General features: G+C 45.2%; 10 protein-coding genes. 2 read left to right on the top strand and 8 right to left on the bottom strand.

The genetic code is table 11. The features are described 5' to 3' along the window. Nucleotides 1-287: 287 nt before the first annotated feature. The 3 genes from topA to A9176_RS06280 all read right to left on the bottom strand — a co-directional run bounded on the left by topA (nt 288) and on the right by A9176_RS06280 (nt 5,262). Nucleotides 288-2,393 (bottom strand): type I DNA topoisomerase, encoded by a 2,106-nt coding sequence (gene topA / locus A9176_RS06290; protein ID WP_077282667.1) that lies wholly within the window; start codon nt 2,391-2,393, stop codon nt 288-290. 38 nt (nt 2,394-2,431) lie between these two features. Beyond that, nucleotides 2,432-3,298 carry a DNA-processing protein DprA gene (gene dprA, locus A9176_RS06285; protein WP_077282665.1) on the bottom strand — a complete coding sequence of 289 codons (867 nt, stop codon included), beginning with the start codon at nt 3,296-3,298 and terminating at the stop codon, nt 2,432-2,434. 80 nt (nt 3,299-3,378) lie between these two features. Beyond that, complete coding sequence (locus A9176_RS06280; RefSeq protein ID WP_077282663.1) at nt 3,379-5,262, bottom strand: ABC-F family ATP-binding cassette domain-containing protein; 1,884 nt, start codon at nt 5,260-5,262, stop codon at nt 3,379-3,381. Between the two features lie 100 nt (nt 5,263-5,362). On the opposite strand from A9176_RS06280, the gene A9176_RS06275 reads away from it, so the two are divergent. Continuing rightward, complete coding sequence (locus tag A9176_RS06275) at nt 5,363-6,301, top strand: dihydroorotate oxidase (protein ID WP_077282661.1); 939 nt, start codon at nt 5,363-5,365, stop codon at nt 6,299-6,301. Between the two features lie 35 nt (nt 6,302-6,336). Here the strand turns inward: A9176_RS06275 and A9176_RS06270 are convergent, their stop codons facing one another. From A9176_RS06270 to A9176_RS06255, 4 genes are read right to left on the bottom strand one after another with little or no spacing between them, the layout of a single operon-like run. Continuing rightward, a complete protein-coding gene (locus A9176_RS06270) occupies nt 6,337-6,972 on the bottom strand; it encodes an ABC transporter ATP-binding protein (RefSeq protein WP_077282659.1) in 636 nt (211 codons plus the stop codon). Beyond that, nucleotides 6,962-7,867, bottom strand: a complete 906-nt coding sequence (locus A9176_RS06265; protein WP_172643214.1) for an iron chelate uptake ABC transporter family permease subunit — start codon at nt 7,865-7,867, stop codon at nt 6,962-6,964. Before A9176_RS06265 ends, A9176_RS06270 begins: the two co-directional genes overlap by 11 nt. Further along, complete coding sequence (locus A9176_RS06260; RefSeq protein WP_077282655.1) at nt 7,864-8,718, bottom strand: ABC transporter substrate-binding protein; 855 nt, start codon at nt 8,716-8,718, stop codon at nt 7,864-7,866. Before A9176_RS06260 ends, A9176_RS06265 begins: the two co-directional genes overlap by 4 nt. 1 nt (nt 8,719) lies before the next feature. Further along, nucleotides 8,720-9,514, bottom strand: coding sequence for an NEAT domain-containing protein (locus tag A9176_RS06255; RefSeq protein WP_157093701.1), 795 nt, complete (start codon nt 9,512-9,514; stop codon nt 8,720-8,722). 399 nt (nt 9,515-9,913) lie between these two features. On the opposite strand from A9176_RS06255, the gene A9176_RS06250 reads away from it, so the two are divergent. After that, on the top strand, nt 9,914-12,157 hold the full coding sequence (locus A9176_RS06250; RefSeq protein ID WP_077282651.1) for a leucine-rich repeat domain-containing protein: 2,244 nt from the start codon (nt 9,914-9,916) through the stop codon (nt 12,155-12,157). A 91-nt stretch (nt 12,158-12,248) separates the two neighbouring features. On the opposite strand, the gene A9176_RS06245 is transcribed toward A9176_RS06250, so the two are convergent. Next, entirely contained in the window at nt 12,249-13,496 is a 1,248-nt protein-coding gene (locus A9176_RS06245; RefSeq protein ID WP_077282649.1) for an acetate/propionate family kinase, read from the bottom strand. Nucleotides 13,497-13,620 lie beyond the last annotated feature (124 nt).

The raw sequence follows: 13,620 nt of genomic DNA, 5'->3' as shown, positions 1-13,620 counted from the left end.
TACCTTCGTGATATCTAGCGTGATTAAATCAGCACTACTAGTCATTACATGAAAAAATTATCACAAAATAACTCGCGCGCTATCGTAATGTAACTTTTTCACTGACACGTCAAATTCACTTTCCTATCCCAGTGAATTCCATGACAGCTATCATGACTACTTTCAAAATAACCTACAACTCATCATATCCCTCGATTTAATGCAAAAAACGGCGGCCATTGCTGGCAGCCGTTTTTACTGGTTTTGGTTGTGTGCCATGACCTGTCTTTGATCATGATCGCACAATATTATTTTTGATTATCTGTTGTTGCGGTTTCTTTTGGTGTTGTCCCATCAGCTAAGGTTTTATCCGTTGGCTTCTCCCAAGAGACAAAATCACAATCTGGATAGCGTGAGCAGCCATAGAATGTCCGTTGTTTCTTCGTTTTACGTTCAACCACTTGGCCTTTATGACACTTTGGACATGTTAAGCCAATTTCTTTAATAATGGTTTGTGTATGTCGGCAATCAGGGAAACGTGCACAAGCAAAGAATTTACCATACCGGCCCATTTTAACAATCATCGGTGATCCGCAAACCTCACAGTCCATCCCAGCTAGTTCATCGTGCATAATGACTTTTTCTAAGGTTGCAGCAGCGTTATCAACTTCTTTTGAAAATGGCTTAAAGAAGGCATCAATCACGGGTACCCACTGCTTATCACCCGTTTCAACTTCATCTAACTCGTGTTCAATGCGGGCAGTAAACTGTATATCCGTGACATCGGGAAAATTATCCACGACAATTTTTTGTACGATTTCCCCTAATTCCGTTGGCACAAACTTACGCGCATCAATTCTGACATAATTTCGACGTTGAATGGTATCTAGCGTTGGCGCATAGGTCGATGGTCGCCCAACCCCGTTTTCTTCTAACGCTTTAATCAGCGCTGCTTCTGTATACCGTGCTGGTGGTAAAGTGAAATGCTGTTCCGGATTAATGTTGGCTAACCGAATCTGATCGCCAACAGCTAACTCTGGTAGCGCATTATCTTTTTCTTTTGCGGCTGGATACGCCTTGGTAAACCCTTGAAATTTAGTTTTAGACCCATTAGCCCGGAACGTCACGCCGTTTTGCTTAATCGTGACGGCCATCGTGTCCAAAATTTCAGGTGTCATTTGGCTGGCCACAAATCGTGACCAGATTAAACTATACAACTTAAACTGATCAGGGGTTAATTTATCTTTGATACTGGCGGGTGTTCGCATGACGTCCGTTGGTCGGATCGCTTCATGGGCATCTTGCGCACCTTCCGGTAAATCACCTTTTAACGGTTGGTGGCGTGAATACTCCGGCCCCCAAGTTTCATGAATATATTGTGCCGCCGCGTTGCGCGCTACGGTTGAGATACGCGTTGAATCCGTACGCATATAGGTAATCAAACCAACTTGACCAATGCCACGCCCTAAGTTAATCCCTTCATACAACTGTTGGGCGGTCATCATTGTTTTTCGCGTCCGGAAATTAAGCTGCGTGTTAGCTGTCTGTTGCATCGTTGACGTGGTAAACGGTAGCTGCGGGTTGCGCTTCCGTTCTTTGGCTTCTACGGCAACAACCTCAAAATCCGCTTCACGATCAAGACGTTGCATGACTTCTTGCACATGCGCCTGATCCGGCAATTTTGTTTTTTGATCATCTACGCCATAAAACGTGGCTTTGAATTTAGCCCGTGATTTTTTAAATTCGGAATCTAATGTCCAGTATTCTTCTGGTTCAAAGGCTTGAATTTCTTGTTCGCGGGCAATGATTAATCCCAACGCAACAGACTGTACGCGACCAGCTGACAAACCACGCTTAACCGTTTTCCAAAGAATTGGTGAAATGGAATAACCCACTAAGCGATCAAGGATACGTCGCGCTTGTTGCGCATCAACGAGGTCTTGATTAATTGTCCGTGGTGTTTTAAAAGCGTTTTTGACCGTATCTTTGGTAATTTCATTAAACACAACGCGATTCGGTTGGTCCTGATCCAAATCAAGCAGATGTTGTAAGTGCCAAGCAATGGCTTCCCCTTCACGATCCGGATCGCTTGCCAAATAAACTTTTTTAGCTGCTTTTGCTTCCTTACGCAGTCCCTTGATCACATCCCCTTTACCACGAATCGTAATGTACTTCGGATCGTAATCATTATCAACATCAACACCTAAAGTGGACTTCGGCAAATCACGCACATGCCCAAGACTGGCAATAACTTTATACGTACTCCCCAAGTATTTTTCAATTGTTTTAGCCTTTGATGGACTTTCCACAATCACTAAATTTTTCTTGGATTTAGTCGTCGTCTTGCGCTTTGCCGGCTTTTTGGTTGCTGTTTTTTTTGTTGTTTTTGTCGCTTTTTTTACTGTATCTACCATTTGATATGCCTACCAATCACTTCTTATTATATAGCATATCAGATTGTATCTAGGTTTTGGACACTTTCGAGAATATCGGTTGGTTTTGCGACTAATTTTGCACCTAATTGAATCAATTCATGGGTGCCTTGTGCGGTTGCTGAAAAAATTGTCCCCGGCACTGCTAGGACATCACGATTTTCCTGTAAGGCAAAATTAGCCGTGATTAAACTACCTGAATGTTGTTTCGCTTCAACAACCAATGTCGCTGATGACAGCCCAGCAATGATACGATTACGTGCGGGAAAATGAGATTTTTGCGGTCCGGTGCCAGGTGGATATTCGCTTAAGACCAATCCTTGTTCGCCAATTTGGGTTTGCAAGTGGTGATGTGCTTTGGGATAGGCTACGTCGATACCTGTACCAATGACGGCAATCGGTACGCCACGTTGTGCCAACGTCATTTGATGCGCCATCACATCAATGCCTTTTGCTAAACCCGACACAATCGCGACGTCTTGCCGCACGACATCAGGTAATAACGACCGCAATACGGCTAAACCATACGGCGTAGCTGTTCGCGTCCCCACAACGGATAGACTGGGTAACCTTAAAGCTTCTAGATGACCTTGATAAAACAAGACCAGTGGCGCATCATAAATTTCTCGTAGACGACCTGGATAATACGAATCAAAATACGTCATATAAGGTGTCGACCACTGTTGCGCGCGTTCAACTGCACTACTATATGTCCGCCGGATCAAATGATGGCTGCGTTGATCGCCAAAAGATAAAATAAGATCTAACGGCCAAGGGTAAATGGTTGGTACTTGCACTGCTGTGACGGCTGTTACCACGGCACGTGCTGCTTTAGCCCCCATACCAGCTGTCAAATGAATGGCGAGTAACTGTTGATTTAAGTTCATGTTAAACTCCTTAAATCATCATACGTTTTCGGCCACTCGTGCTCAAAAAAAAAAAAAAACGACCTGTTACCAGATCGTTTTTAGCCTGTGACAATCTCACTCAAATATTCCCAGCGCAACATTTTTTCTTCCAACGCGGCTTCGAGTTGATCTTGTTCCTTTTGTAATTCGCCTAATTTCACATAATCCGTGCCAAATTTAGCCATTTCATCAGGAATAGCTTGAAGACGCGTTTCCAATTCGGTAATGTCGTCTTCAATCGTTTCCCATTCCTTCTTTTCATGATAAGTGAGTTTCTTTTTAGCTGGCGCAGCTGGTGTTGTTGGTTTTGGTTGGACCACTTTCGCAACTTGGGCCGTTTTTTCTGCTGCTTGTTGGGCCAAGTATTGACTAAATAAGCCATCATACCGCGTCACCACGCCATCACCTTGAAACATATACAATTGGTTCGCCACTTTATCAAGGAAATACCGATCGTGTGACACCGTCATCACGGCACCCGCAAAATCATTCAAGAAATCTTCCAAAACCGTCAACGTACTAATATCTAAATCATTTGTTGGTTCATCCAGTAACAACACATTGGGTTGCTGGAGCAACAGTTTCAAGAGATACAGACGGCGCTTTTCCCCACCTGACAATTTACGAATCAACGTGCCATGCATAAACGGTGGAAATAGGAATTGTTCCAGCAGTTCAGACACACTAACTTGATTGCCATTTTTATCCGTAACCGAACTGGCCACATCAGATAGATAAGCAATTACCCGCTTATCCTCAGGAATCGTTTCCGTTACTTGCGTATAATACGCCATCTTAACGGTCTCGCCTAACTCAATCACGCCACTGGTTAACGGTAGTTGCCCGGCAATGGCATTCAAAAAGGTGGTTTTCCCTGCGCCATTTTCACCCGTAATCCCGATCCGATCGCCCGCCGCAACACGCAAATTAAAATCATCCAAAATCCGTTTATCGCCAAACTGTAACTGCGCATGCTCAATGACGATAACTTTTTTCCCTAGTCGTTGTTGGCCTAAATTCACGGCAACATCGTCATCTACCTTCAGCGTTCCCATTTGTGATTCTAGTTCAGCAAAGGCGTTTTCACGGGCTGTTTGCTTCGTTGTACGTGCCCGTGCTGATTTACGCATCCAGGCCAATTCTTGTTTATAGAGCTGCTGTTGCTTGTGTTCGGCAATTCTTGACTTGGCGATCCGTTCAGCCTTGCCGGCCATATAATCCTGATAATTCCCTTTATATTCGTATAATTCACCAAATGATAATTCGAAAATACGCGATGCCACGGCATCTAAGAAATACCGATCATGGGTCACAACCAAGACAGCGCCTTTATAATTGGCCAAAAACTTTTCCAACCAAGCAATCGAATCAAAGTCAAGATGGTTGGTTGGCTCATCAAGAATCAACAAATCCGGGGCTTCAATTAACACTTGGGCCAACCCCACACGCTTGCGCTGACCACCGGAAAGTTCGCTCACCTTTCGGTGTAAATCTGGCATATGCAATTGCGTCAAAATCGCCTTAATATGCGCTTCAGTTGTCCAAGCGTCATCACGATCCATCGCATTTTGGGCCGCCTCAAACTGTTGGGCTGCCTTCTCATCAGTCGGATGTTCACCAAAATGTTGCAACGCATATTCGTATTGCCGAATCGTTTGAAAAATGGGTTGATCCCCCGACAAAATTGCATCCATCACGCGAGCATCTGGATCCAAGTCCGGATTCTGTGTCAAATACCCAATGGTATAGTCATTTTGCGTGATGATTTGACCGGCATCAGCTGGATTGACGCCAGCAATGGCATTCAAAAGCGAGGTTTTCCCCGACCCATTGACACCAATTAAGCCAATCCGATCACCTTCTGTGATTAAAAAAGAGATATCGTTAAATAACACTTTTTCGCCGTAAGTACTTTTTAAGTTTTCTACTCTAAATTGTTTCATACTTCTATTATACCCAACCTTTGGCCTTTTTATCGGCTTATTTTTTTGATATACTTGGACTAACATTTTGCGAACTTTGACGAATTTGAGGAGACGAAACATGCAATTAACTGCCGCCATTCAAAATTTTAATTTTGACCACATTTTACTAAATGCTGCTGGGGTAATGTGCCAGACAAAAGAAGAGCTCGACACAGTTCTGGCTTCCAATTACACTGGCGCCGTGGTGACAAAGTCGGCAACACCCGCCTTGCGTGAAGGTAACCCCACGCCACGTTACTACGAAATGGCACAAAATCTTGGCACGATTAATTCAATGGGCTTGCCCAATGCTGGGTTTGACTACTACATGGATTACGTCTCACAAAAGCAAACCGATAAACCTATTTTCTTCTCAATTGCTGGTCTTTCCAAGCAAGATAATTTAGACATGTTGCGTCGACTGGAAGCTTCAGATTTTGGCGGCTTGATTGAATTGAATCTCTCATGTCCAAATGTCCCAGGCAAGCCCCAAACAGCTTACGACTTTGAAGCAACTGAAGCTATTTTAACCGAAGCATTCGCCTTCTTCACTAAGCCTTTGGGCGTTAAATTACCCCCATATTTTGATATTGTGCATTTTGACATGATTGCCGCTATCTTAAACAAATTCCCGCTCGCGTTTGTCAACACGATTAACTCAATTGGTAATGGCTTGGTCATTGATCCTGAAACTGATACTGTTGTGATTAAGCCAAAAGCCGGCTTTGGTGGTTTGGGTGGCACAATTGTAAAAGCCACGGCCTTAGCTAATGTTCGGGCTTTGCGTGATCGCTTGCGTGACGATATCAAAATTATTGGTACTGGTGGTGTCACAACTGGCCGTGATGTATACGACCACGTGTTATGTGGGGCCGATTTGGTTGAAGTCGGCTCACAATTGGCGGTTGAAGGCATTGGCGTCTTTGAACGGCTGGAAACTGAATTAGCCGCCATTTTAGCAGAAAAAGGCCTCACCTCATTGGATCAAGTCCGCGGTCAACTCAAAACAATCGCTTAATAAAAAGCAATCCACATGGATTGCTTTTTTAGTGCTTAACTATCAAAATAGCGGTGTCCGGCCACTGTGATCTGCTGTTGGATCGTGGTCTGGAAAACAGCGGATAATAACGTATCCGTCAGCATCTCTTTTGGCGTACCAGCAAGGATGGTTTGCTCATGCATCACCCAAATCCAATCTGCTACCCGTTGCGCATAGTTTAAATCATGCACAATCATGATGACACTTGTCTGTGCTGTCACCAGTAACTGCGTCAACCGTTTTTGATAGCGTAAATCTAAAGCTGACAGTGGTTCGTCTAGTAATAAAATTGGTGCCTGTTGAACCAGCATAAACGCTAACCAAACGCGCTGTTGTTGGCCACCAGACAGTGTCCGCATGGCCATTTTCAATAAAGGTGCGAGATCAAATGCCGCCACCACATCAAGACTTGGCGGTTGAGTCGCACGTTGCTGGCCAAGTACTAGTACCGCTTGTACCGAAATATCGTCGTAAATGTCATTTTTTTGCGGTAAATAAGCCGCTTCCGGTAATCGACGGGCTAATTCAGCTAGTAACGTTGATTTCCCAACCCCATTTTGACCAAGCATCACGGTTATCCCTTGATCAGGCCAGCATACCGTCTGCTCATGCAATAGATCACGCGGTAGGGTTAAGTCATTAATTTTCATATTGTCGCCACCATAAAACCATAAAAAATGGGGCTGTTAGCAACATCAGCATTGCCCCAGTGGGTAATTCAATCGGATAGCGGCTACTATGTGCCAGCATATCACTCAAACTCAAGACCAATGTGCCAAACAACGCAGTTGGCAACAACCGTTGCTGCGCACTGCCACCAAACCAAAAACGTACTAATTGCGCTACGATTAGCCCCACAAAAAATATTGTCCCTAATACAGCACTCACCGCACCAATATAACCGGCTGCAACGAGCTGCCAGGGCCAACTTAATCGTGATTCAGGATAGCCCAGACGTGCAATATGACCCTGCGGCAAAGCAAATAATGCTAATTGTGCCGGTCGTAATTGTATGAAGATTAACCCCAGCAAGCCAATCACGGTTAACAACCAAGTGTCGGTCACGGTCACATTGGCCAATGATTTTCCCAGCAAACCTTGTTGGTTAGTCAGTAAACTGGTACCAGCATTGAAAAACAATGCCAAAGCGAGGCCACCCAGTGGCAACAATAAGGGTTGGTGGCCCATTTTTAAGACACTGCGGCGCAACACGACTAACCACCCCATCGCCAGCACGGCCCCAATGGCCACGCGATAGGTCAACGCGGGCGCCCAACCCACCGTCAATAAGGCTAGGCCTAACTCACTGCCACTCGCCAAACCTAGCATACTGGCATCAATATAGTGATGCCGTAAAGTTGTTTGGAAAATCAAGGCACTAACTGCTAGCATTGCCCCACCGATTAAAGCAAACAGCACGCGGGGCAAGCGCAATTGCCAAAAAATATCCCAACTCGGCCATTGCTGTCCTAACGGGACACCTAACGTTATCACCACAACTAACACAATACTCAGATACAAGATCAGCATCCCCCATCGTCTCATTGCGCCACCGCCAGCCATTGTTGAATATCGCGATAGGCCGTCACGACTTGTAAATTCGCCGTCATACCAAAATCAGGGGCCGAAACATCATGAATTTGACCTGTTTGCGTCGCTTTTAAATGCGCATAAGGCGCTTGCTGAAATATTTGATCAAAACTCTGCTTGACCTGGGTTGGCATCGCATGAGCCAGTCGTATCACAACAGCTGGATTTTCTTGGGCAATCGCTTGTGGATTTGGTGTGGTCAAAGATTGATTCACATCACCGCCAACAACTTCACCGCCGGCGCGTTTAACCAAATCACCGAGATAACTGTGCGCATTTGCCACCAAGAAGCCACCGCCAGGCATCCCCACCAAAATTAAAACCTTCACGGGTTTTTTAAGCGTTTTTGGTGGTAATTTAAGCGATTTCAGTAACTTTTGGGCTGCCGCAACTTGATGATAGGTCATGCCAAGTTGTAAAATATTGCGCGTCAGCTGCTGGTAAGTTGTGAAATCAAGTGCCGTCATTTTAATCTGGCTGGCCTTTAGTTTGGTAGCATAATCCGCCGTTAAAGCCGCATCAACATACACGACACTGGGATGAACACGGAGAATTTGTTCAAAATTAACACTCACATGATTACCGACTTTTGGCAACTGCGCATAACGCGCTGGTAGCGGTTCTTGACTGGTCGGCACGGCTGCTAGCGGTACTCCTAACCGATCAAAAATCGCCACTTGTGCCATTGTTGTCGCAACCGGTCGGTTTGCTGGTTGCGCTTGCCGTTGTGCCACCGCGTAGCCAATACCACCGATTAGGAGCACTATCAAAATCACGCCACTAACAAACACCTGTTTTTTAGCCATGTTAACCCACTTTCTGTCGTTTTTTGGTCCAAATCATATGACCAACGATACCCAGCCCACCCAACAAGACCCCTGCTAAGGCTGCCGGCCATAGCGGCGCTTGTTGATGACGTTGTGGCGTTGGTGTTGCCGCTTTGGCGACAAGAGCGGGCTGCGCAGCGGATACTTCGGCTGATGACGACGTAGCCGCTGGCGTTGGTTGATCAACGGCTGGTTGGACATTACTGCTACTGTTAGCTGACGGCACCACTTGCTGCGACGATGCGGCTGCGGTCGTGTTAGATGAGCTATGCGTCTGGCTAGCTGATGCTGGCGCTGTTGGCTGAGCCTGCCCAGTTGTAGCGGCAGCCGTTTTTGGTTGCGCAACTGCTGGCAAATTTTTGGCGTCAAACTGCAAATTAAAATCATAAGTATGGTGATAATTTAAACTCGCAACGTCGACTTTCATCGTGCCACTTAACAGCGTGTTGGGATTTTTGACCAGAAAGCTAAACGTATAATAGTCGGTATTACCTTTTGTGCTCTGGGTGACCGTTGGTTTTTGTTGATTAATCGTCAAAATAGTCACTGGAAAACGGCCCAACTCGTGCTGCGTTGCAATGACAAGTTGCGCCCGATACTGGTCGCCAGCTGGCACTAAGTCACCAGGCGTCACAAAATAAGCACTGGCATACGAGACGTCATGCGTACCGTACTTCAAAACCTGGTAAGGCACTGCTTGGGCCTGCACACTAGTCATGTTGGCAGTCCCAACAATGGCGCCAACTAGACACCCAAAAATAATTTTTTTAAACACACCAACCACCACCAAACGTTATTTCTTTCTCACCGTTGCCGTTTTCATCACGGCAACCCCTAAAAAGGCAATAGACCCATTATATCGTTTTGACAAGTCAAAAAGTTTTATAATGTGATAAATTTATCGAACGATAAGACGTGTGACTCATTGGCCCCGTAGCAACACGCGCATTTTATTACAATTGACGTATTTCCCATAAAACTGGTCAAACACCACATTATATACTCTTTGATAAGCGTGAAATGCCTTGCTGGCTGGGGATTGTCGGCTATTTTCCATGCGCTTGTAGTCTAGGTATTATCACCCTTTGTATAAAATTGTGAAATGAGAAGCAATGCGATACAATAATGCCTTAGTCCCTTTGACAGTAGAATAGGAAAGATAGGATAATAGCTCATGAGTCGAAAACACGTGACGGTTTTCTTGGCAACTGCCGCACTTGCAATAGTCGTTGCCACGTCACCCCAGAAAATTGCTGCCGCTGACGTTTCAGGTAGTGCACCAACCCTTGCGCAACCTGAACCAGATTTAGCAACTTGGTTGCCCGATAAAAATTTGCAAACCAATTTGCAACAGTTACTCGGACCAGATGTCCCACTGACACAAGCCAATTTGGCCAAATTAACAACGGCTAATTTAACGTATAGCGATGTGACCAATTTAAAAGGGCTGGAATTCGCCAAAAATCTACAACAATTAGATTTGACCGGCAATGCCATCAGCGACCTAACACCACTACAGCACTTAACGCAATTAACCGACCTGAGCTTACGGCTAAATAAAGCTGATCAACTCCCCGATTTAGCAAAATTAGGGCAAGTGCCCATCCAACAGCTAAACCTCGTTGGGGATGCTTATGGTACGGCGCCACAGCAACTAGCCGGTTTATCGCAACTGACACAACTACAATCGCTCAAGTTAGTCAACAGCAAACTCACCACACTACCACCACTGGCGCCAACTGCTCCCCTCACTACGCTTGATTTATCTGGAAACAAACTCACGGATGTGACCGGACTCGCAAACTTTCCGTTGCTGACGACATTAAGCCTTGGCAGTAACCAAATCGCAGATTGGCGCCCTGTTGCAAATCTCAACCATCTCACCAGCCTCACAACTGGGAATAATCCACAAACAAACATTAGTGTGTTACAGCGTTTAACCCAACTCAAAAAACTGAATCTCTCACAATTAGGCATGACTAACCAAGATTTGAAACTCGTGACGAACATGACAAGCCTGCAAGATTTGGCGATTGATTTCAACGGGACCATTTCTGATTTATCACCGTTGGCCGGTTTAAAACAATTAACCGATCTTGATTTCAGTAAAGATGCCGTTAGCGATTTATCACCGCTAGCTGGGCTGACTCAGTTGGCGAATTTATCTTTATCCAACAACCAAGTCACGGATTTATCGCCCTTGGCAAATCTCACCCAACTCGGAAATTTAACCATTTTACGTAACCAAGTACGGGATTTGAGTCCACTAAAACTGCTCAATAAGCTGACCTACCTCAACGCTAAATTCCAATTTGTCACCATGCCAACCTTGACTATCCCCAGTGATGCCGCTCAATTTAACACGCGTCTCTCGGCTAAAGCCATTGATGGTACTGTGATCCCGCTAACGTATCAAAGCGGGCTAAATGCCACTGTCAATCTTGACCAAATTAACTATTCAGGGCTGACTGGCGACGGGCAAACTAGCTTCTCATGGGACAATGCAGCTGGGGCTAACAAACTCAGTAGTCGATTTAGCGGGTCCCTCATCCAACCAATTAAATTGGTGCAGACTGTCGTCACTCCCACCCCAACACCTGATGTTGTACCCGAACCAGTGACATTGTCCGTTATGAAAGGCGACAATCAGAACTTAACCTCCGTGGCAAGCAATTATATTTTACCGACAGCGACGTTAACCCGACATGCGGATGGCTCGGGCAGCTTGACTTTCACCGCGAATGTCCCCGCTAACTACGGTAAAGACAGTATTGCCTTTACGCAGGCCACTCAAGTTTCTGCTGACCTGGTTGGAAGTGCCTATATTCTCACATATACGTTGCCACTTTCAGCAGCTGAATTAGCCCAACCCGCTATTTTGGAAGATATGCAAGTAGCCATTGATTTGCCTGGTTTTGACTATCATCATGCTTATCAAGTCTATTTCAAATTGTCACAAGATCCCAATGCTGCGCCGACATCTCCTGCGCCAATCTTTGAGATCCCGCAGACAACACCTGATCTGCAACTAAAACCTGATCAGGTGTTCGATCAGGCAGCCACACCCCTATTGGCTCACAACCAACCAAGCGCATTGCAACCACTGTTACCAGTATTATCAGCGCAACCTCAGGCCACCAAAAGCCTGATGGCACAGACTGTAACAACGACGAAACAGCCGCTGTTACCAGTAGCAGCTGCAACTGTGCCAACAGCACCCAAATCGACCCCAGCGCCGACTACGCCCGCTAAAAAAGCGCCTGTGCCTCATACAACTACGCCGCAAAAAGTTGCGACGACACACCCCAAACCCGCACCGAAAAAAATAACCCAACACTACGGTGCTCAAATTGCCATTTTCACGGTTTCACTACTTAGTGTCCTTGGTATTTATGGCTTCCGTATCTTGCGAAAATAAACCATTAAAAAAGCCGCTGTTTTGATTTAAAACAGCGGCTTTTTTGGCCAACAAAAAACGCGGCACAGCATTGTGTCGCGTTTAAATTGTATTAACGCAATGATTCAACGTCGCGGGCAATCATCAATTCTTCGTTTGTTGGAATCAACAAACCAGTTACTGATGAATCAGGTGTTGTCAAAACAGTTTCCTTACCACGCACATTGTTGGCTTCGGCATCCAACTTCACACCGGCAAATGACAAGGCTTCAAGGACCTTCGCACGTGTCACGGCATCGTTTTCACCAATACCAGCAGTAAAGATGACGGCATCAACACAACCAAGTTCCGCAAAGTATTGACCAGCGTAACGAATGACACGGTCATAGAACATATCAAGTGCCAACTTAGCGTGTGGGTGTGTTTCTTGGACTTCTTCCAAATCACGCATGTCGTTTGAAATTGTTGAAATACCCAACAAACCTGACTTCTTGTTCAAGATTGACAACATTTCTTCGTTTGTCAAACCTTCACGTTCTTGAATATAGTAAATCAATGATGGGTCAACATCACCTGAACGTGTCGCCATTGTCAAACCAGCCAATGGTGTGAAGCCCATTGATGTGTCGTATGACTTACCGTTCTTAATCGCTGTAACTGATGCACCAGCACCCAAGTGGAATGAAATTGCGTTGAATTGATCCAATGGAATACCAAGCTTTTCAGCCGCACGTTCCGTCACGTAACGGTGTGACGTACCATGGGCACCATACTTACGCGCACCGTAGCGGGCATAATATTCGTAAGGAATGCTGTAAAGATAGTTCTTTTCAGGCATTGTTTGGTGGAATGATGTGTCAAACACCGCCACTGACAAAGCATCTGGCAACAACTTTTGGAAGGCACGGATACCCATAGCGTTGGCTGGGTTGTGCAGTGGGGCATAATCACCCAAACGATCAATCTTAGCAAGCACTTCGTCAGTAACAACAACAGAGTGGTTAAACCATTCACCACCGGCTACGACACGGTGTCCAACACCAGTGATTTCGTTAAAGTCCTTCACGATGCCAAGATCTGTCATCTTTTGCAATAGCACGTCAATTGCTTGTTCATGATCCTTAATGGCCATTTCATGTTCAAACTTCTTGCCGCCGTTTTTAGTTAATGTGATATGCCCTTCTTCGGCACCGATCAAACGCTTTGGTTCGATATTATTACCGTACTTGATTGAAATTTCAGCATTATCTGAACCAATACGTTCAATAATACCCTGCATCAATACCTTTTCCTCAGGCATTTCCAACAATTGGAATTTAAGTGATGAGCTACCAGCGTTAACCGCCATTACTTTTGACATCGTGTTTACCTTTTAACCTTTAAATGTATTCATAACAGTTCCTGTTATGTCATAATTCAATTGTAACATTTTTTACGGGTAAAGGTCACGTTGATCTAGCGCGAAATATGTTACAATATTTATA

It is taken from the genome of Leuconostoc garlicum (assembly GCF_001998805.1).
Classification (GTDB): domain Bacteria; phylum Bacillota; class Bacilli; order Lactobacillales; family Lactobacillaceae; genus Leuconostoc; species Leuconostoc lactis.
This window is presented reverse-complemented; position numbering and strand designations above follow the sequence as displayed.